This is a genomic window from Roseivirga spongicola (assembly GCF_001592965.1).
GTDB classification, from domain to species: Bacteria; Bacteroidota; Bacteroidia; order Cytophagales; family Cyclobacteriaceae; genus Roseivirga; species Roseivirga spongicola.
Genome location: NZ_LRPC01000001.1, coordinates 1,557,104 through 1,577,764 on the forward strand (window position 1 = coordinate 1,557,104; position 20,661 = coordinate 1,577,764).

The following is a 20,661-nucleotide window of genomic DNA, read 5'->3' on the forward strand; positions in this document are numbered from 1 at the left end:
TTATCCGCTTTTCTCAAACGGACTGCAAATATCTGAATAAAAATTTAACCTGCCAACATTCTTTAAAAAATATAAGCCAAGAAATATGGTTTTTTCAAAAGGTGCAAATTCCGCTTTACATCCACTTTCTTCTGTCCGTTTCAACTTTATAGAGCACAAAGTTCTCTAACTCTTCTGCCTGCTGTAAAGGAATAAAGGGTATTCGGAGAGAGCCTGCGGCAGTATGAAACACTACAGACGCTAAATTCTTTCTTCTCTGATACCAACTTTGTTTGATGCTAACTGCTTGCACTTTATAGAGCTGAAATATCTCGTGGTAGTTACCGAAAGTGCCTCTGTTGTTAGTCAGCATTTCGTCATTCAACTCGAATGACCTTTTCTTATAGTAAAGAGAAGTAGTAAGCCAGATGATGGGAATCCAGACTAAGAACCATAAACCATTATTTCTTAAATGATAAAAGGCCACCGAAGTAGCTACTAATGCAGGTAGCACGCCCGAAAACACAAATATTCGGTACTTAAGCAAAATACTGACCTTGTGCTTTTCTCCCTCAGCAATGAATTCTTTAGGGAAAACAATCTCGAGTATCTGCTTAACCTGCTGCATATAGCTGCCAGGAATTTTAATCTTAGACTTTAACTGATCGGCCTGAGCACTACTAGCCTGTTCAATTTGAATGGTGTACATTTTAAAGGCTCTCCTCAAAGGATTATCTGACCAAGAGATATTCTGAACCTTAGACTTGTTGATGGAGATTTCCTCTTTGTTTAGTAAGCCTCTAATAACTCTGAGCCCACCTTTTCTGGTAGTTAGTTTTAGGTCGTAGTTTTTGAGAACTGTATTTACTAATGAGTATATAAATGAGATAATGCCGACTATAACTACTGAACCAGCAAATACCACCCATCCGTTTGAGAGTATGGCTTCTTGATATCCCGATAGCTGTTCCTCTACCATGTCCGACACACTATCTGTTACCTCGTTCAGCGTGGAAAACACAAAGGCGAAGAGGATAGCCATAGATCGCAGATGGTTTTGGCTGACTCCAATTTTGATTAGGTCGCCTATGTCTAGCTTAAGAATTACATCTTCTTCAAAAGACTCTTGAACAGCCTGTTCTGTAGAGTCGGGTGTTACCGCCACTTCAGAAAGCTGATCTTTTTCTTCGAGTATATATTGGCGCAGTGCTTCCGCATCTTCTTTCTTAAGTGCATCTATTGTCATTTCGGACTTTTTGGCTCCCGCAGTGTCAATCTCAAGACTCACTACGCCAAAAATCTGATGAACAATGTTCTGTTGTAAATTGATGGTCTGAATGCGTTCGAAAGGAATGTTGGTTTTAGACCTTTTCAATACGCCTTTGTCTATCACAAAAGCTCCGTCTTCAATATGGAAATAGAAACGAAAATAGGTGAGAACTGATCCTATGAGGTTAAAAGCTGCTAGTCCGAGCGCTACATAACCTATAATGTCTTGAAACGAACTGCCAGACTTTCTGCCAATGAAAATACTAAGGGCAATAGGCCAGAAGGTTCGAATGGTAAACCGGATAAACTTGATTAGAATAATGGCAATGGCTACTCTAGATTGCCTAGATGGTTGGGAGAACTTACTGCTGATCTGTTCCATCTAATGCAGTTTTTCCCATAATATATTCTTTAATGCGGCTGGCATTTTCTTCTTCCAAACCAGGAATAACCAAATCGCTGCTATCTCCTCCAGCGGTAAATACCTTAAGGCTGTGTAGTGAGAACATTCTTTCGATAGGCCCTTGCTTCACTTCAGCATGTTGAATTCTGTTGAAAGGAATGGAAGTTCTGGTTTGCCATAGTAAGCCTTTGGTGTAAATAATGTCTTTTTCCCGCAAGCTATAACGCTTTCTAGGGAATGCTTTTATCGCGTAGCCCAGACTAAAGACCCAAAAAAGTAAGATAGGACCAATAGAAACGCCAAACTCAAAAACACCCTTATCTATATCATCATTGAAGAGTATAATACAGGCCGCGCTAACAATAAGGGCCAGAAACCACAGGCTTCTACTAATTAGAGAAACCTTGAGGTACTTTTTCTCAATACCATGAAACTCCGATTGTTTTACTTCTGGTAGCTCGGCTAGGTTTACCGACAAATTCTGAAAAGTGTTTGTCATTTTTTAAATCCGTAAGGGCAATGTCTACAACCATTTTGGCAGCAATATCCTCTCTTTTTATGGTAGTGTGCGGTGAATACTAGCAAGCCATTATCGTCAATGTAGTAATCTTCGGTTTTACTTTCAAAGTTCGTTTGCTTCTTTGAACGTTTGCTCATGTTTTCAGGCTGAAATGATTTTGATACCTTTGAATGATTCGTATTGTTTGGAGGAACAAATTTAAAGTAAACTATCATGGAATTAGTACAATCGAGTAAAGAAGCCATAGCATTAGAAAATAAACACGGAGCTCATAACTATCATCCACTACCAGTGGTACTTTCTAAAGGAGAAGGTGTTTACATGTGGGATGTTGAAGGTAAAAAATACTACGATTTCCTTTCGGCCTATAGTGCTGTAAACCAAGGGCATTGCCACCCAAGAATTGTTGGGGCTATGACAGAACAAGCACAAACGTTAACGCTAACATCTAGAGCATTCTACAATGATGTACTTGGTCCGTATGAAAAATATGTAACAGAATACTTTGGCTTCGATAAGGTGTTGCCAATGAATACTGGAGCCGAGGCTGTAGAAACCGCTATAAAAATTGCTAGAAAGTGGGGTTATGAAAAAAAGGGAGTAGATGAAAACGAAGGGAAAATCATTGTCTTCGATCAAAACTTTCACGGAAGAACAACCACCATTATTTCATTTTCTAGCGACCAAGACGCAAGAAGGAATTTTGGTCCATACACCCATGGATTCATAAAAATTCAGTACAACGATAAAGAAGCTTTAGAAGAAGCTCTACAGCTTAATAATATTGTAGGGGTGTTGATTGAGCCTATTCAAGGAGAAGCCGGGGTTAATGTTCCGAACGAAAAGTTTATGCAAAATGTGGCTAAGCTTTGTAAGGAATACAATGTACTTTTTATGGCCGATGAAATTCAAACGGGTATTGGTAGAACTGGTGGCCTTTTAGCTGTTTGTGGAAACTGTTCTTGCCAAGGTCATTGCGAAAAGCAATCTACTTATGCGCAGCCAGACATTTTAATTCTTGGTAAAGCTATTTCTGGTGGTGTGTACCCTGTATCTGCTGTCTTGGCGAATGATGAAGTAATGGACGTAATTACTCCGGGTACTCACGGTTCTACTTTTGGAGGTAACCCTGTAGCTGGTGCCGTTGCCGTTGCAGCTCTAGAAGTAATTAGAGATGAGAAGCTCACTCAAAATGCCAGAAGGTTAGGAGAGATTTTCCGTGAGCGAATGAACAAGTTCATTGCTACTACAGACTTGGTTACTTTGGTAAGAGGTAAAGGCTTGCTCAATGCAATTGTTATTAATGATGAACCAACCAGTTCAACAGCATGGAATATTTGTGTCAAGCTGAAAGAGAATGGGTTACTGGCTAAGCCAACTCACGGGAATATTATTCGTTTTGCACCTCCGTTGGTAATGACAGAAGAACAGCTTCACGAATGTTGCGATATAATTGAAAATACAATTCGTGACTTCGAAAGTTCAGAGAGTTAAGTTAAACTTATTGAAGTAAGTGTGGCATTTATGTAATAAAATGACTGTTTTCGACAAAAAAGTAGTGTTCAGACTTAGGGTTTTGCACAAGTAGTGCGTTCTTAGTGTAGAATTAAACACTCATGCTGTCTTCAACCAAAAGTCGTAGAATTTTACATTTTATCAGCGTTTCGCTGGCCATACTGGTATTTGGCTATGGATTGTTCCTAAAACTCACTAAAGAAGAAGTTGCTTCGCCTAAAGAGGAGGTTGCAAAAGAGTTAGTGAAGAACGACCATAGACCTGTTGTAGAAGAAAGAGAAACAGTAGAAGTTTCAGTGCCTAATTAGGTAGCTTCTTAAAAATAATTGAAAGCCTCAGTTTTGAGGCTTTTTTTGTGCGCTCATTTCTTATTTTTACCCTTCTATTATGTGGCTTTGAATTGAAAATATTGTTTTACAGTTGGCTCTTTGCTTTTGTTGGTTTGTTAGATGTGAGGGTGCTAGGCTTAGATATTGGTAAAGTATTTTCCATACCAAATCAGTTGTTGTTTCTGAGCAGCACAGAGAATCCAAAGGGCCTGATTTACTTAGCTTTATTAGTATCTCTGCTGGCATCTCTGGCACTTGTTTATTTGCTATGGAAAGAAAGGCTAAAACGGAATGACTTTCGAAAAAAACACGAGGAGAGTCTGAAACAAAAGGAGGTTGAGCTCAATGAGGTTATAGCTTCTTATGAAAAAGATAGAGCTCACATAGCTGAAGATTTGCGCGATCGCTTTGGTAGGTTAATTTCCGTTTTAGAGATTAATCTTTCTCAACTAAAGGAGACTTCATCTACAGATCGTGAAAAGCCTCTAGAAGTACATAAAAATGCGGGGTCAGTGCTTTATGAAATGAATGCAGAACTAGATCGAATGAGCTTCGATTTGTTGCCGCAATCTTTGATTAAGAGAGGGCTGGTTTCTGCATTGAGAGAGTTGGCAAGTAGGTTAACTACTGAAGAAAAGGTGAATTGTGAGGTGCAGGTTCGTGGAAACAATGTTAGGCTGTCTGCACTCGTTGAGCTTTCATTATTTCGGATAACCCAAGAGTGGATAAAGGACATACTTCAGAATTCAGCAACTAAGCAAATTGTTATTCAATTGAATCATGAAGATGATGGCGTTTTTGAATTGCAAATAGAGGATGATGGGGGCCAATTTGACCCCAGTGAAGGTAAAAGCACCCGGTGGGCAAACATTTTGGTGAGATTAAATCAGATTCACGGATCATTAGGTATAAGCCCAGGAAAAGATAATAAAGGAAACTTACTTAAGGTTACGCTCGAAGCTTCACCTCTTAAAAGGCCTAATTCTGAGCATAAAGATTAGGGTGCTGAAGTCCAAGACTCTAGTAATTCATTTACCCAAACTTGTTGAATTTATAGGTAATGCTGAACCTCAAGATTTGCCTTAGAAGTATAGTAGAGGAGTTTTGAATATATTCTGAATTGATGGATCTGTTTTGATCAGATAATTGCTTCAGAATATCATTTGCCTGAATGTTAAGATCTAGTTTTTTCTTCAGTATCTTTTTTCCTAAAGAGGCACTCCATATAAGCTGATCGAAGCTGCCCAGATTGTTGACTCCGCCATTATAAGAGTAATTGATGTTACTCGTGAGGTAGAAGTCGGCTGCAATTGTCCACTTTGTTCTGAGCATAGCATTCCAAGCAAAATATCTGCTGCTTGGGTCTTCCAGACTTGAGTTGTTGATGATTGAATACCTTGGTAAAACACTTAAGCCAAGGTCTAACTTTTCAGAAAACTTACTTTCTAAGCCAAAACCTAAGGAGTATGCGAAAGACTCTGAAGACTGTCTTACTTCATTCAGAAACTGTGGATTGAAAGCATAGTCGCCTCCGATTCTAAGTGCTAAGGATAGTTTTTTCTTCAATAAGGGTATAGATGTTGAGCCACTAAAGTTAATATTCTTAGCCCCTGAGATATTTACAGGTCTGGAGTACCTGGCGCCTATTGGTAGGTCTATTCCATTAGGGCTGTTAGTGCCATCGCCAACAATGGTGAAATTTGTCGTTTGATTTTCGCTGGATGTCGCGTAAAGACTCAAAGAGCTATATACACCGCTCTCTTCTTCAAACTTATAATAGCTAATGTTTATGCTGTTTGTAAAGCCTTGCTTTAAATCTGGGTTACCTTGGCGAAGAAATAGTGGGTTGCTGTTGTCTAAAACGTTCTGGAGCTGTTCTGCTCTCGGAACTCGCATAGATCGGGATATTGTAGCTCTTAACTGAGCCGACTTTTCTGCTCTCACATCTATTGAAATACTCGGTGTAAAACCATTGAATTGATTCTTAGTGTCTACTTCGTTAGGGTAAACCTGATCGTTTAGTATTGTGGTAGTTCTGTAGGCCAACCTTGGTCCTATATATATCTTCTCACTAATTGGTAGGTTAAAGGTGAAATTGAATTTGTGATCTTTGTTGTTTAACTCAAACTGACTAGAGCGAAGCGGGTCTAGCTCGGAATAAGCCTGAGTATTTTCATTGAAGTCTAGAAGTAGCTGCTCTGTTTTGTCTTGCTCATGAGAGAAGTTGTAACGAAAGCTGAGGTTGCTTTTCTCACCGACTTTCTCTGTAAAAGTAACTGATGCCGTTCTGGCGGATGCATTATCTTCAGGGTTAGAGATCTGGTCGAAGTCTTGTTCTTGAATGTTGCCATCCGCAAATCTATTTTGTGATTTCACGGAGTCTGTGCCCTCAGCCTTGTTGTAAGAATTACCGAAGGTGAAAGAGAATGTTCTACCTTCTTTTTTGAACCTGTGCCTCCAAGAAAGTCTGGTGTCCAGTCCAATTCTTTCGTTTTCCATATAACTCCTGTTAAGCGTTGAGTTAAGAAAGTCTCCATTCAATATGGTTTCTCCTGTTTTCCAATTGGAGTTTAGTGAGTTTGCCGAAGTAAATGTCTGACGTATAGAGAAATGATCTTTTTTGCTGGGTTTATAGTTGAGGGAAACCGAGGTAGAAATGTTTGTGCTTTCTCTATTTCTTTCAGACTGTTCAGTATACACCCTGCCTTGGTCAGAACTTTGAATGTATTGGCGAGTAATGTCTGTTTCACTGAACGAATCGCTATTGCTCCATCTTAATGAAGCGTTTATTTCTAGTTTTTCAGAAAACTCTCTGTAGTAAGACCCTCCTAGTGACCTGCTGCCGCCAATACCTCCAGAGCCACCCTGCATGGCCATTATTCTAGACATATCTGCCGAGCTCATGCCTGAAGGAATTGATATACTTGACTCTGAGCCTAAGTTGCTCATGCTTCCACTCAAATTATATCGATTATCACCTTTTAGCGCTCCTAGACTCCCGTTTAGGTTATATCTGTCTGGTGGGCTGAGTGTTCCGCCTATTCTACCAAAGTATCCTTTGCGCTTTTCGGGTTTACTCACCACATTCATGGTTTGAGTTCTTTCCCCATCGTCTGTACCACTGAATTGCGCCTGTTCAGACTTTTCTTCTATAAACTGTATCTTCTTTGCAAAATCGGCAGGCAGATTCTTGAGCGCAGATTGAATCTGGCCATCGAAAAAAGGTTTGCCGTCAACCAACAGCTTTTCTATCCGCTTTCCATTAACTGTAATGGTTCCATCTTTAACCTCCACCCCAGGCATTTTATTGAGAAGGTCTTCTAGCTCAGAACCTTCTGGCACAGTAAAAGCAGCGGCATTGTATTCTAGCGTGTCTTTTTTTACTACCACAGGAATGGCCTCTCCCTCAATGGTGAGTTCATCTAATTCGGTACTGCTTTCTGATAAGATGATGTCTCCTAATTGAAGGTTAGCATCTAAATCAATACTATCAATATGGGGAGTGAAGCCAACAAACGAGATGTGCAAAGTGTATTGGCCTTTTTCTACTTTTTCTAAAGTGAACTGGCCCTCGCTATTGGTGATGTCTGTTCGAAGAATAGAGTCACTAGGGTTTTTAAGGATTACATTGGCATAAGGCAGTACTTCTTGGGTGGTACTGTCTTTAACTGTTCCCTTAATTTGAAAATCTTGGGCGTTTAAAAGTTGAAAAAAGAGGAGAAGTGTGAGTGTGTATAAATATTTCATGAGTGTTTTCGACACTATTAACTTAGGAATTCTTTTTAAATACCTAAGTTAATAGTTGTGAAATATGAGTTTTAAGTGACCAATGGGTTCACCTTACTCATTATTAGTGCCGAATCAACCTCCTCTACCAAACCTCTGCCTCATTTGCTGGAATCTTTCCATTCTGTCTGACGGAATGTCTTGCCCTTGACCAAAACTTCTGATGTTATAGATGAATGATACCATGAAGTATTGAGTGAGAATTTGGGTTTGATTATCTTCTATATAAGAACCCGTTACATTTCTGGTAATGCTTTGGTTTTGCTTTAGCAGGTCGAAAACTGAAAGCTTTAGTTCAGCTTTTTGCTTCAACATCTTTTTACCTAGCTCCATGTTCCATAACACAAAATTCTGGTTGAAGCCTTCTGAAAGACCGGAGTTAGCGGTATGGTTAACTGTATTTCTGAATACAAAACCGTCACCAAAAATCCAATTCAGTCTTAGCCTTGTGTTTTGGTTAAAGTAATTGGTTTCTGTTTGGCTTTCCAACGTATTGCTTACTGAATTGAAGTTTGAATTGCTTGAAATTGTAAAGTCTACATTTTCACTAATGTTGCTGCTTAATACTACGCCAAGCCCCATGGTTGGAGTTTTTGCATAGTTTACTTCTCCGTTTATCATTTCAGGAGATTGGGTGTAAGCTAATGAACCAGTAAGGTTGAGGTTAGACTTAATAGCTCCAATTGGCATTCCGTAAGAAATGAAGCTTCTCAAGTTCCAATAGCCATCTAAGTTTACTGGTTTTGAGTATCTGGCTCCTGGTTGAAGATCAATTCCATCTACAGTCATTCCCGTGTTTCCTGCTAAATATGAACTTGTGCCAATTCTATTATCTGAATAGCTTCCGCTCAATAAAGTAAAGAACACATGGTTAGTTTCCCTATTTACCTTGTTGTAGCGAATGGTTGCAGAGTGCTGATAAGCCTGATCTAATTGAGGATTACCAGCCGATATATTTAATGGGTCGGTATTGTTAACCACATTCTGAAGCTGACTTACACTTGGAGCATCAGTGCTTGCGCGGTAATTAAAGTTAATGCTACTACCTCCCTCCATTCTGTATCTATAAACCACAGATGGGATAAAGTTGCCGAAAGTTCTATCTACGTTATCCTCAAAAGGGAAGGTCTGATCATTATCGAGTATTGCCCACTGATAGCCAGCTCTTAAGGTTAGGGTGCCCTTTTCACCTCTAAGGTTGTAGCCGAGTGAGGTATTGTGGGTCAAATAGTCATTTTCGAATGTATTGCTGAGAAGTGAGTTTAAATCTGTATAGTCGTTGGCTCCTTCATTGAAGTCGAAACTCTCTCTTCTAGAGTCATTGTATTGGTAACCATAGTTATAGCTAGCCATCAATTGGCTTCTATCTGTCAATGGTTCGGTATAAGTAGCATTAGTAGATAGACTGAAGCCTTTTACTTCTTGATCGCCAAACTGATTGAGCTCTACGTTTTGAGCATTTCCGCTGTAGAAGATATTCTCAGAAAGCAGGTAGCTATCGCCAGAGTTTTCGTTCAAGCCTGTGTTTAAATTGATGGAGAAAGTCCTTCCCCTTTTCTCAAAGGCATGTCTATAAAGCAAGTTATTGCTGAAGCTAAAAGCTTGTAGATAAGAAGTGTTTTGGGTGTATGAAGTGTTCAGTAGATTTCCATCGAGCATAGTCGCTCCATCTACTATTCCTGAACCGGAGTTGTCTTGAAAAGTAAATCGCGGCCGCATAATAATAGAGTTTTTATCGTCAATGGTGTACTCTAATTCTCCACTAAACCTGTGGTTGATGTTTCTACTAGGAGAGAAGCTCTGTTCTTCATAAGTCTGGCCTTCATTCCTTTCTAATGTGTACTCTCTGAAAACTGATTCATCGGAATTATTGTCTGACTGATTAAAAAAGTAACTTCCACTAAACTTTAATGGGCCGTTGTCTTGATATGAATAGTTGATGCCAAGAGATTTGGTTTCAGAAATACCTCCTTGTTGTCCCACTAGAAAGTTTGAGGCATTGCCTCCATTAGCAAAACCACCACTGGCTCCACCAAATCCACCACCAGCGGCTCCTCCGCCTCGGCCGCCAGCACCACCTCTTGCCGCACCTCTTCTTCCACCTCCCGAAGCAATTCCTAACAAGTCACTGGTTGAGAAGTTTTGGATATTTATGTTGTTCATTTGACCAAGAATAGTGGTTCTCGATTTCTCTCTGAACAGGTTGATGCTTCCGCCTAAATTATAGGTTTCGTCTGTTCCACCGCCAGCATATACATTGCCAAACTCACCGTTGCGCATGCTAGCTCTTGTTATTATGTTCATTGTTTTGCTAGTCTCGCCATCCATAAAGCCAGTAAACTGAGCTTGGTCACTAGCCTGATCGTATATTTGAATACGCTCAATAATTTCTGCAGGCAGGTTTTTTAATGCCGCATTTGGGTCGTCTCCAAAAAACTCACGACCATCTACTAAAACCCGTCTCACATTTTCCCCTTGAGCTTGTACTTGACCATTTTGAATGACCACCCCAGGTAGCTTTTCTATTAAATTTTCTGCTGTTGCATCTGGGTTTACCTTGTAGCCCTCAGAATTATACTCTGTAGTGTCTCCATTTTGAATAACTCTATCTGCTAAACCTTCAACAGTTATATCTTCCAATGAGGTGGCGTCCATAGCCAAGCTAATTTTCCCTAAGTCTGCGGATGCATCTTCAATGGTGATGTCTTTGTTAAAAGGTTTGAAACCCACGAAGCTCACTTGGAGCGTATATTTTCCATTAGTTACACCAGTTATTCTGAACTCCCCAAGCTCTGTAGAGGAAAAAGCACGTTTGGTTGAATCAGCAATCTTGGTAAGTACAACCGTGGCCGATTGAAGAGGGAGATTTTCTGTACTATCTACAACGGAACCTTTAACTACCCAGTATTGAGCGGAGGCCGAAAAGCTGCCTAGCAGTAGTCCGACTAAAATGGTGATGACCTTGAGTTTCATATCGGTCTTTAGACTTAGGCAAGTCTATGAAGGTTTAATTGAGATGTTTTTCGATTATTATTTATTGATAAACAATAAATAATTACTATGTTTCGAAAAATTTAATACACATGAAATGGAATCGATTAGTAATCAAAAGCTCTAGTTGGGTCTTAGATACTTTTATAGGGATCTCAGTTATAATCTTTATAGTTGCTTTAATTGTACTGATAAGGTCAGGTTTTAACGATGGTCAGTTTTCCTTGAGGTTGAATGAAGATTATAAGTCTTGGGTAGTTAAGCCAGAAGTTGAACCCAGCCCTGGATTTGAATCGGCTTTTGAGGTTGTAAATGTAGAGCCTACAGAACATATTATAACCTTTAGGTTGCATGACAATAGACTCTATTTAACCTATATTCCTTTTGCTCTTTATGCAAGTATTTGTTTTTATATTCTGGTGCTTTTAAGTGGAATAGTCAACTCCGCAAAGCGTAATGAATTCTTTAGTCATCTTAATGTTAAGCGACTGAGAATCATAGGAATATTAGTTGTTCTGTCAGGCTTGGTTGATTATCTAGGATCATTCTTTAAGCAGTGGGTTTTTGAGAACTTTTTAACTAGTGCAGACTTAACCTCTACGAGTTCATTTTGGGTTTTTAGGCTTCCAAATATTTTTACTTCCACTTTTATAACTGGGCTTTTGGTTTTGGTTATTGCGGAAGCATTCGCACACGGCCTCAAGTTGAAAGAAGAACAGGATTTGACTATTTAAATAAGCATAACCATGAATAAGATTAAAACTTCAAGACAGCGAGTTGTACTAGTGGTAGTAAAATGGGTGTTGTTGATCACTATGGCTCTGCCCATTTTTGCCTTGTTTTTTCATACCTACGGAATTCTATTTAAGTATAAATATCAGCAGCTCAGTTTTACGTTGCCATATAAAAACAATACGGATGAGGTTTTTACATTGAATAAAGAGAGAGTAACTGCCATCGATAAGTTGAATGACTATAAGATGAATCTTTCGGTCAATGATTTTTCGTTTAATGTTTATGATGAAGTTGGCAGGTTAGAAGCCTTGCTTTTAGATATCCCTATAATGATTTGTTATATAATTCTGCTTTACATGATGTTTCTGTTGGTCAGGTCAGCGGAAAAGAATGTCTTTTTTACCTACAAAAATGTAAAACGACTGAATTACATAGGGGCAGCATTTCTTTTTTTGAGTATTCACGATTATGTGTCAGATCGGATTGGAATATATTTTTACAATAAATTAGTCTTGGGTAAGCCATGGTTGACAACTTTTCCCGTTGGGTTTTCTGGTAGCATATTTGAAAGCTTCTTCTTTACAGCATTAATGGTTTTCATTCTTGCTCAAGCCTTTAAACAAGGTGTAAACCTTAAAGAAGAACAGGACTTAACCATCTAGAACTATGGCGATAATTGTAAACCTAGATGTGATGCTGGCCAAGCGAAAAATGCAAAGTAAGGAGCTAGCTGAGATTGTAGGAATAACCCTCGCTAACCTTTCTATTTTGAAAACTGGAAAGGCTAAAGCCATACGCTTTAGTACGTTGGAAGCCATTTGCGATGCCTTGGATTGCCAACCTGGAGATATTTTGGAATACACTCCAGATGAATAGATTAACCGCTTTTTGAGTATTACCTTTGAGCAAAATTTCAGCTATGAACATTCGTCCGAGAAGAAATAGAAAGTCAGAAGCCATTAGATCAATAATTGAGGAAACGAAGGTCACAACCGATGACTTTATTTTTCCATTATTCTTGTTGGAAGGTGCTTCAGATAAGGTGGAGGTTGATTCTATGCCTGGAATTTGTCGCTTGGGTATTGATCAAATGCTCAAAGAGATTGAAGAGTGCTTGAAACTCGGAATTAAATCTTTTGATGTCTTTCCTGTAGTTCCTGAACACTATAAAGATAAAACTGCTACTAAGAGCTTTGATGATGATTTCTTCTACCAAAAGGCGCTTAGAAAAATTAAGCAGGAGTTTCCGGAAGCAGCAATTATGACAGACGTGGCCTTGGATCCATACAGTTCTGATGGGCATGACGGAATCGTTAAAGATGGTAAAATCTTAAATGATGAAACTCTTGAGGTTTTAGGAAAGCAAGCCCTATCTCAAGCAGCTTGTGGTATCGATATTATTGGTCCTTCTGATATGATGGACGGACGAGTTGGATACATCCGCGAAATGCTGGATGACAATGGATATACAGATGTTTCAATTATGTCTTACACCGCTAAGTATGCGAGTGCTTTTTATGGACCTTTCAGAGATGCATTAGACTCAGCGCCTAAAAGTGGGGATAAGAAAACCTACCAGATGAACCCTGCCAATAGGAGAGAGGCTCTAATTGAAGCCGATTTAGATATGAATGAGGGAGCTGATTTTATGATGGTGAAACCAGCGCTAGCTTACTTGGACGTGATCAGGTTATTGAAAGATAATTACAGTCTTCCGATTGCTGCCTATAATGTTTCAGGAGAATACTCTATGCTTAAGGCTGCTGGAGCCAAAGGCTGGTTAGATTACGAAAGAGTAATGCAAGAAACGTTGTTAAGCATAAAAAGGGCAGGTGCAGATATTATTCTGACCTACCACGCTAAGGAGTTTGCAAAACTCAATTCTTAAACAGCGAATTGATCTCCTCTTCCTAGTTGCTTCAACATTCTTCCGTGTTGATAAACAGCAGCCATAAAGGTTTTCTGACAGTTGTATGGTAAGCCATACTCAGTGGCTTTTGCCTGTACAATCTTCGAGATTTTCTTGTAATGTACGTGGCAAATGTTTGGGAATAAATGGTGCTCAATCTGATAGTTGAGACCACCCACAAACCAAGAAAATAACTTGCTATTAGGAGCAAAGTTGGTGGTAGTGAAAAGCTGATGTACAGCCCAGTTGTTCTCAACACTACCAGTATCATCAGGAATAGGATATTCAGAAGTTGGCATTACGTGCGCAGGCTGGAAAATCATTCCAAGAGCTAGCCCGGTAATAAAATGCATTATAAAGAATCCTATTAAAATGATGTACCAAGGAGCTTGGATAAAGATCAGTGGTAGAACTAATGCATAGGCGTAGTATAATACTTTAGAAATAATGGCTTCAGTAAGTACACCACCAAAAGATCTTTTCTGGCTTTTCATTAAGCCCATTTTCTTATAGCGAACTAATTGTTTGAAGTCTTTAGTGGTTAACCAAAGAAAGGTCATCATACCATATAGAAACCAACCATAAATATGCTGATGCTTGTGCGCTTTAAGCTTAGGTGCATGAGGTGATAATCTCATTAACTTTCCTGGATCAATGTCTTCGTCCATACCATCTATATTGGTGAAAGTATGATGAAGAACATTGTGCTGAATTTTCCAGATGTAACTGTTTGCCCCAATCATGTTCATTACATAGCTGAGGTATTTATTTACATGTCTGTTTTTTGAGTATGCGCCATGGTTAGCATCGTGCATTACAGAAAGGCCAATTCCGCTTTTCCCTAAGCCCATAAGTGCCCACATTAAAAGCACTACCCAGATATTGGTAATTACACCGGTAAGCATTAAAAGGTAAGGCACAAAATAAAGTGCAAACATGAAAATGGTTTTAAGTACCATTTTCCAATTGCCATAGGTTGAAATATTATTAGTCTCAAAATAAGCTTTCACTTGCTTTCTCAAGTCAGCGATAAACTCTGCCTGATTAGTTTTTGAGAAACGTACTGTTTTATGTTGCATTCTTTAGGTATTCTATTTGCAATTTACCAGTTTGAAGCTTACTTAAGAATTTTTGCTTCAGGTTTTTACTTGAACGGCCAAATACCGTCTATGTTATAAATCTTGCTCACGCTCCAGCATTAATACTGAAGATTGAGGAACAATAAATAACTTTTCACCTTGATATACCACTTCTACAGCTCCTTTCTGAAGGAAAATAGCAAGATCTCCTTCTTGAGCTTGTAACGGTACATACTTGATTTTTTCATCATTTTCTTTCCAAGGTTCATCTTCGTCAGTGGCCATTGGGATAGGGTAGCCAGGGCCAACTTTTATCACAAAACCAGTCTGTACCTTTTCTTTCTCTTGAACCCCAGGAGGAAGATAAAGTCCGCTGTCTGTTTTATCAGGTTGCTTCTTAGGACGAATAAGCAGTCGATCTCCTACCACTATAAGCTTTCTCAGTCTATTCTCTGCTGTTAGTTCCATAATTCAAAATATGGTGCAAATATAAACTAAAACCCAAATGAAAAAGGCTGGTCACTGCCAGCCTTTTCAATGTTGTTAGTAAAAGAGATTACCTTTTTATCATCAGCTTTTTGGTTTTAACCACATCTGCAGTGTTAACTCTGATGAGGTATATGCCGTCTAAGAGGCTTGAACCATCGAACTCTATGTTGTAGGTTTTGTTGGCCTCAGCAACATCTTCAAACAAGTCGCCAACCCTTACTCCTTGAGAAGTATATATGCCAACCTTTACTGGCCCAGCTTCTTTCACCTCAAAAGTAATATTAGTGAAGTCTCTGGTTGGGTTAGGGTAAGCACTCACATGGATTTTGAGTTCATCATTGTCTGTTGTGGATTCTAATTCCTGAGTGTTTGCTTCTCCGTTAGTTAAACTATTGCTTGTAGTTGTTACGGAGCAACTTCCTAAAGTTGCGCCACTCGCAATTAAGGATTCAGCTTCTTGTTGAGAAACACACAACTCTACACCATTATAGCATACTGTTATATTCCCGTTCCACTCTACAGTATCTATGATACAGTCGTTAGGTTCACCAGGAGGGTTCGAGTCACAGTCTTCAAGATCAATATTGATATCAGCTTTCTCCCATTGTCCGCAATAGTTTTTATAGTAGAACCATCCTGAGAGACCATAGTTGCTATTTTTATTATTTGCTGCTTCACCCAGTTGGAATCCGTAGAAATAATTAGTTGGCATATGGTATACGCTTACAACTTTTCCATGATTACTTCCTTTCCCTTTCAGTTTACTATTTGAATTTAAGGTATAGTAGGTCCAGTCCTCATACTTATCGCCTGCTAAGTTCTTTTCATCTTTATAACCTCTACCTAAGCCTGACCATTCAGTCCAAGAATGACCACCCTCTAGTCTAAAGCTGATCTCCCACTTATCATTCATATTTTGAACGTTTTTAAGCAAACCGGTTAAAGTGATAGATCCATCGGAGTTATATGATAGTTTCCCACTGTTATTATCGAAGTTAAATTTAGCGCTATAGCCATTGTAAGTATAATCATCTAGCCACATTGCATGTCCACCACCATCGGCTTCTACGGCAGTGCAAGATGACTCTTCTGCTGGTATTGATGGGTCTGAGGTAATTAATGAGCAGCTACTTCCTTCTCCATCTGTATAGGCTATGACTTTGAAAGGCCCATAACTTTGACCAAGAATATTGATTGAACATGAGGTATGAATTTCATAAGCAAAGCCGTTGATTTTTAAGAAAGTTTTAGACTCTAGTCTGTCATGCTTATCGAACCCTGTGATGATTAGTTGGTCACCATTTTGAACATTGCTGAACTCAGCAATTTTTTTGTTCATCTTCTTGTTATACGCTTTGATGGTAGCTCCGGATTGACCGTTGTAAATTACAGTGAAGTTTTCCATTCTGCCTTCACACTGGCAATCATTGTTTCCGGTGTTATTAGAGCCTGAGCTGTTATCATCATCGTCATCATCATTCCCACCATAATGGTTTGAGGAGTACAAGTAGCGTGAGCCATAGTTAGAGCCGTAACCTTTTATTTCATTGGAACTGTTATGTTTATTCTTCTTTTTATCGTCATCATCGTCTGAGTCTGATTTATTCTTATCATCGTCATCATCATCTGATTTGTGTTTATCATCGTCATCGTCATCATGATTTCTGCCTTTGTCATCATCGTCATCGTCATCACCGTGAGATGGATTGCCATCATCATTAGAGTCGTCCACAGAACAAGTACTTCCTTCACCGTCAGTATATTCTATTACCGTAAACGGACCTATAGTTTTACCAAGAATGTCTTCTGAACACGAGGTATGTACTTTGTAGTAGGCGTTACCAATCTTTAAGTATGTTTTGGAGTCAAGTCTTCCTTTATGGTCGAAGCCTTCTACCTTTAAAATATCACCATTCTGCACATTGTAGTACGATTCTATTTTATCCGACTTGTTCTTTCTGTAGGCTTTTACAGTTGCACCTGAGAACCCGTTGTAAACAACTGAGAAGTTCTTCATTTTACCCTCGCATTGACAAGGGGCATCATTGCCATTGCCGTTATCTCCACCGTCATTATTTCCTCCACCAGGGGTGTCTTCACATCTTACATCAATTACATAAACAGTGAAGGTTTTACTTGTTGAGCAGCCCGCAGCATCGGTTACTAAAACTTCATACGTGGTAGTTATTTGTGGCGCTACTACTACAGAGTTGAAAGAAGAGCACGCAATTTCCTCTTCTGGAGTCCAAGAGTAGCTATAATCTCCAGCACCACCAGTAGCATTAGCTGAAAGTGTGACCGTTTGTTCTCCATAACCAAGGTAAATGGTATGTTCTTCCGAACCGTCACCGCCTGGGTATTCAGGAGTAATGGCTGATTCGATGTTTAATGGTGAAGGCTCTGTTAGAGTTATGCTTTCAGAGGTTGAGACTCCTGTTTCATCAGTAACTGTTAATGTGTAAGTGCCAGCCGATACATTGTAAAGACTTAAACCAGAGGCACTAACATTCCATTCATAGGTGAGAGCTCCACAGCCTCCCTCAACGACTGCCGTTATTTCTCCATCTGAAGCACCATTGCAAGAAATGTTATACCCCTCAGTTTGATTGTAGACAAAAGCCTCTAGTGTAATGGTTACAGGTGATGCTATAACTGTCACATCAAAGGTAGATGTGGTTTGGTTACCTGCTGCATCTGTTGCAGTGTATGTTACTTGGGTAGTTCCAACTGGGAAAGTTGCTCCTGATTGATGAGAACTTGTAAGAGTAACCTCGCAGTTGTCGATGGAAGTAGGGGCATTCCAAGTAATTGATGCACTACAATTGTTATCAGTAATTTGATACATAATATCCTCAGGTACATCCGAAATTACTGGAGCAATGTTGTCTACCACGGTAACAGTCACAGTAGTGGTTGAAGTGTTTCCAGATCCATCAGTTGCTGTTAGCGTGACGATGTTATCACCAATATTCGAGCAGTCGAAGGAGTTGATGTCAATCTCTACTTGTGGAGTACCGCAATTGTCAGTAGAACCATTGTTGATCTGTTCAGCAGTGATAGAAGCCTGACCGTTTTGATTCAATGAAACCGTAATGTCTTGACCAATAGCTGAAGGAGCAATATCATCCACAACAGTCACTGTAGCAGTAGCGGTAGCAGAGTTGCCACCAGCATCTACACCAGAAAGTGTAACCGTATTGTCACCCACATTAGAGCAATCAAAAGTCAGTTTGTCCAAAGAAAGGGTCAACGAGCAGTTGTCGTAAGAACCGTTGTCAATGTCTTGCACTGAGATAGAAGCGTTGCCGTTTGCATCTAGCGAGACAGTGTAGTCTTGTGCAATGACAGTTGGAGCGGTATGATCGGAAATGAAAATACTAAACGATTCCGTAGTGATATTTCCATTAATATCGGTTACAGTAAGTGTTACCTGATTGTCGCCAAGGTCAGAACAATCGAAAGAAGTTTTACTAAGAACCTTTGTATCTATGCCGCAATTATCTGAGCTAGAGACTTCAACCTCACTTACGGTAATTGTAGCGTTACCTGAAGCATCTAAGGTAAGGTCTAAATTCTGAACCTGTACGCTTGGAGCAATATCATCAATCACAGTGACGGTAGCAGTAGCGGTAGCAGAGTTGCCACTGGCATCTACACCAGAAAGTGTAACCGTGTTTTCACCAATGTTAGAACAATCAAAAGTCAGTTTGTCCAAAGAAAGAGTCAACGAGCAGTTGTCGTAAGAACCGTTGTCAATGTCTTGTACTGAGATAGAGGCGTTACCATTGGCATCTAGCGAAACAGTGTAGTCTTGAGCAATAACAGCTGGAGCAACTTCATCTACAATGGTTACTGCTGTCGTCTGAGTATTGGTATTGCCATGAATATCAGCAACGGTTACAGTTACAGTATTCTGACCAATGTTAGCGCAATCAAACTCCGATTGACTTACTGTAATGTCATAAGGGTCGCAAGCGCTTAAGCCAGTAGTAGTTCTACAAGTACTAATGTCAAGATTGAAGTCACCCTGAACACTTTTGCCCTGTCTGTTGGTGTAGAAGAACCAACCAGACATTCCGAAGTTTCTATTCTTATCATTAGCGGCTTGGCCAACTTGGAATCCATAACGGTAGTTAGCCGGCATGTGTGTAATAGAAATAGTTTGGCCAGCATTGCTTCCTTCTCCAAGAAGTTGAGAAGGATTAGCAGCATCCATTAAGTAGTACGACCAATCTTTATAGTTGTCCTGTACTTTGTTTGCGTTTCCTTTCCAGCTTCTACCTAAAGCAGACCACTGATCCCAATCTTTTCGGTCGGTCAAATTAAGTTCTACGCTCCAAGCATCATTGGCATCATTAGGATTAACAATTCGACCTCTCACTGTGGCAGTACCGTCAGGGAACTGAACTAATTCACCACCATTATTATCGAACTGGAAGTTTACATTGCTGTTGCTCGCAGTGTATTTGCTTAGCCAGACTGCATGGTTGTTTCCACCTTCAAAAGCTTCTACTTCACAAACGCTGATGGCATTATCTACAAGGTCGGAAGCAGAGATAGTAGCTTGACCGTTTTCATCGAGCGAAGCTGTAATGCTATTGATAGTTACTTCTGGCGCTGAATCATCCACCACAGTCACTGTTGCGGTAGCGGTAGCAGAGTTACCACTAGCATCTACACCAGAAAGTGTAACCGTATTGTCACCCACATTAGAACAATCAAAAGTCAGTTTGTCCAAAGAAAGGGTCAACGAGCAGTTGTCGTAAGAGCCGTTGTCAATGTCTTGCACTGAGATAGATGCATTACCGTTGGTATCTAGCGTAATAGTAGTGTTTTGAGCGATAATTACTGGAGCAATGTTGTCTACCACGGTAACAGTTACAGTAGTGGTTGAAGTGTTTCCAGATCCATCAGTTGCTGTTAGCGTGACGATGTTATCACCAATATTCGAGCAGTCGAAGGAGTTGATGTTAATCTCTACTTGTGGAGTACCGCAATTGTCAGTAGAACCATTGTTGATCTGTTCAGCAGTGATAGAAGCCTGACCGTTTTGATTCAATGAAACCGTAATGTCTTGACCGATAGCTGAAGGAGCGATGTTATCTACTACGGTCACGGTAGCAGTAGCGGTAGCAGCGTTGCCACTAGCATCTACACCAGAAAGTGTAACCGTGTTGTCACCCACATTAGAACAATCAAAAGTCAGTTTGTCCAAAGAAAGCGTCAATGAGCAGTTGTCGTAAGAACCATTGTCAATGTCTTGTACTGAAATAGAAGCATTACCGTTTGCATCGAGTGCGACAGTGTAGTCTTGTGCAATGACAGTTGGAGCGGTAGTATCAGTAATAGATACGTTGAAGGTTTTGGTAGTAGCATTACCGTTGATGTCAGTAACGGTAAGGGTCACATCATTGTCGCCTAAGTCATCACAATTGAAAGAGGTTTTGCTCAGTACTTTAGAAGCGATGGAACAGTTGTCAGAGCTAGAAACCTCTGCTTGAGCTACAGTCAGGGTAGCATTTCCATTAGCATCAAGGTTAAGGTTTACATCTTGGACAGTTACGGCAGGAGCTCTGTTATCTACCACAGTGACAATAGCAGTAGCAGAGGCAGAGTTTCCTCTAGCATCTTTTACGGTTACCGTTACAGTATTATCA

The 20,661-nt window shown here is 39.8% G+C and carries 15 protein-coding genes; 7 read left to right on the forward strand and 8 right to left on the reverse strand.

The window, feature by feature from the left end; translation table 11 throughout:
- Nucleotides 1-115 precede the first annotated feature (115 nt).
- The 3 genes from AWW68_RS06845 to AWW68_RS20390 are packed head-to-tail and all read right to left on the reverse strand — an operon-like array spanning nt 116 to nt 2,416.
- Nucleotides 116-1,630 (reverse strand): PH domain-containing protein, encoded by a 1,515-nt coding sequence (locus AWW68_RS06845; RefSeq protein WP_068218330.1) that lies wholly within the window; start codon nt 1,628-1,630, stop codon nt 116-118.
- A complete protein-coding gene (locus AWW68_RS06850; RefSeq protein ID WP_068218333.1) occupies nt 1,611-2,150 on the reverse strand; it encodes a PH domain-containing protein in 540 nt (179 codons plus the stop codon). Before AWW68_RS06850 ends, AWW68_RS06845 begins: the two co-directional genes overlap by 20 nt.
- Nucleotides 2,147-2,416, reverse strand: coding sequence for a DUF5522 domain-containing protein (locus AWW68_RS20390; protein ID WP_317038747.1), 270 nt, complete (start codon nt 2,414-2,416; stop codon nt 2,147-2,149). Before AWW68_RS20390 ends, AWW68_RS06850 begins: the two co-directional genes overlap by 4 nt.
- On the opposite strand from AWW68_RS20390, the gene rocD reads away from it, so the two are divergent.
- The 3 genes from rocD to AWW68_RS06870 all read left to right on the forward strand — a co-directional run bounded on the left by rocD (nt 2,385) and on the right by AWW68_RS06870 (nt 5,016).
- Nucleotides 2,385-3,665, forward strand: a complete 1,281-nt coding sequence (gene rocD, locus AWW68_RS06860; protein WP_068218339.1) for an ornithine--oxo-acid transaminase — start codon at nt 2,385-2,387, stop codon at nt 3,663-3,665. The genes AWW68_RS20390 and rocD overlap by 32 nt on opposite strands.
- Before the next feature lie 122 nt (nt 3,666-3,787).
- On the forward strand, nt 3,788-3,994 hold the full coding sequence (locus tag AWW68_RS06865; protein WP_068218343.1) for a hypothetical protein: 207 nt from the start codon (nt 3,788-3,790) through the stop codon (nt 3,992-3,994).
- A 101-nt stretch (nt 3,995-4,095) separates the two neighbouring features.
- The gene (locus AWW68_RS06870) at nt 4,096-5,016 is read left to right on the forward strand and encodes a sensor histidine kinase (protein WP_068218346.1); all 921 of its coding nucleotides are present in this window, start codon (nt 4,096-4,098) and stop codon (nt 5,014-5,016) included.
- A 31-nt stretch (nt 5,017-5,047) separates the two neighbouring features.
- Here the strand turns inward: AWW68_RS06870 and AWW68_RS06875 are convergent, their stop codons facing one another.
- Nucleotides 5,048-7,762, reverse strand: a complete 2,715-nt coding sequence (locus AWW68_RS06875) for a TonB-dependent receptor (protein WP_157717551.1) — start codon at nt 7,760-7,762, stop codon at nt 5,048-5,050.
- A 114-nt stretch (nt 7,763-7,876) separates the two neighbouring features.
- Nucleotides 7,877-10,774 (reverse strand): outer membrane beta-barrel protein, encoded by a 2,898-nt coding sequence (locus AWW68_RS06880; protein ID WP_068218352.1) that lies wholly within the window; start codon nt 10,772-10,774, stop codon nt 7,877-7,879.
- 110 nt (nt 10,775-10,884) lie between these two features.
- Here AWW68_RS06880 and AWW68_RS06885 point away from each other — a divergent pair, with 110 nt between their 5' ends.
- Genes AWW68_RS06885 through hemB form a run of 4 tightly spaced genes read left to right on the forward strand, consistent with a single transcriptional unit; the run spans nt 10,885 to nt 13,415 of the window.
- The gene (locus AWW68_RS06885; protein WP_068218354.1) at nt 10,885-11,526 is read left to right on the forward strand and encodes a DUF2975 domain-containing protein; all 642 of its coding nucleotides are present in this window, start codon (nt 10,885-10,887) and stop codon (nt 11,524-11,526) included.
- A gap of 12 nt (nt 11,527-11,538) precedes the next feature.
- On the forward strand, nt 11,539-12,189 hold the full coding sequence (locus AWW68_RS06890; RefSeq protein WP_068218357.1) for a DUF2975 domain-containing protein: 651 nt from the start codon (nt 11,539-11,541) through the stop codon (nt 12,187-12,189).
- A 4-nt stretch (nt 12,190-12,193) separates the two neighbouring features.
- The gene (locus tag AWW68_RS06895; protein ID WP_068218360.1) at nt 12,194-12,403 is read left to right on the forward strand and encodes a helix-turn-helix domain-containing protein; all 210 of its coding nucleotides are present in this window, start codon (nt 12,194-12,196) and stop codon (nt 12,401-12,403) included.
- Between the two features lie 43 nt (nt 12,404-12,446).
- The gene (gene hemB / locus AWW68_RS06900; protein WP_068218363.1) at nt 12,447-13,415 is read left to right on the forward strand and encodes a porphobilinogen synthase; all 969 of its coding nucleotides are present in this window, start codon (nt 12,447-12,449) and stop codon (nt 13,413-13,415) included.
- Here the strand turns inward: hemB and AWW68_RS06905 are convergent.
- The 3 genes from AWW68_RS06905 to AWW68_RS06915 form a co-directional block, all read right to left on the reverse strand.
- Entirely contained in the window at nt 13,412-14,515 is a 1,104-nt protein-coding gene (locus AWW68_RS06905; RefSeq protein ID WP_068218365.1) for a fatty acid desaturase family protein, read from the reverse strand. The genes hemB and AWW68_RS06905 overlap by 4 nt on opposite strands.
- Nucleotides 14,516-14,608: 93 nt before the next feature.
- On the reverse strand, nt 14,609-14,983 hold the full coding sequence (locus AWW68_RS06910; protein WP_068218368.1) for a co-chaperone GroES: 375 nt from the start codon (nt 14,981-14,983) through the stop codon (nt 14,609-14,611).
- 88 nt (nt 14,984-15,071) lie between these two features.
- A partial coding sequence (locus tag AWW68_RS06915; protein ID WP_157717552.1) for an HYR domain-containing protein occupies nt 15,072-20,661 on the reverse strand: 5,590 nt, incomplete at its 5' end.

Bases quoted from the DNA above. Each gene is read 5' to 3' on its own strand.
- AWW68_RS06845 (WP_068218330.1), bottom strand. From the start codon at position 1,630: ATGGAACAGATCAGCAGTAAGTTCTCCCAACCATCTAGGCAATCTAGA.
- AWW68_RS06850 (WP_068218333.1), bottom strand. From the start codon at position 2,150: ATGACAAACACTTTTCAGAATTTGTCGGTAAACCTAGCCGAGCTACCA.
- rocD (WP_068218339.1), top strand. From the start codon at position 2,385: ATGGAATTAGTACAATCGAGTAAAGAAGCCATAGCATTAGAAAATAAA.
- AWW68_RS20390 (WP_317038747.1), bottom strand. From the start codon at position 2,416: ATGGCTTCTTTACTCGATTGTACTAATTCCATGATAGTTTACTTTAAA.
- AWW68_RS06865 (WP_068218343.1), top strand. From the start codon at position 3,788: ATGCTGTCTTCAACCAAAAGTCGTAGAATTTTACATTTTATCAGCGTT.
- AWW68_RS06875 (WP_157717551.1), bottom strand. From the start codon at position 7,762: ATGAAATATTTATACACACTCACACTTCTCCTCTTTTTTCAACTTTTA.
- AWW68_RS06880 (WP_068218352.1), bottom strand. From the start codon at position 10,774: ATGAAACTCAAGGTCATCACCATTTTAGTCGGACTACTGCTAGGCAGC.
- AWW68_RS06885 (WP_068218354.1), top strand. From the start codon at position 10,885: ATGAAATGGAATCGATTAGTAATCAAAAGCTCTAGTTGGGTCTTAGAT.
- AWW68_RS06890 (WP_068218357.1), top strand. From the start codon at position 11,539: ATGAATAAGATTAAAACTTCAAGACAGCGAGTTGTACTAGTGGTAGTA.
- AWW68_RS06895 (WP_068218360.1), top strand. From the start codon at position 12,194: ATGGCGATAATTGTAAACCTAGATGTGATGCTGGCCAAGCGAAAAATG.
- hemB (WP_068218363.1), top strand. From the start codon at position 12,447: ATGAACATTCGTCCGAGAAGAAATAGAAAGTCAGAAGCCATTAGATCA.
- AWW68_RS06905 (WP_068218365.1), bottom strand. From the start codon at position 14,515: ATGCAACATAAAACAGTACGTTTCTCAAAAACTAATCAGGCAGAGTTT.
- AWW68_RS06910 (WP_068218368.1), bottom strand. From the start codon at position 14,983: ATGGAACTAACAGCAGAGAATAGACTGAGAAAGCTTATAGTGGTAGGA.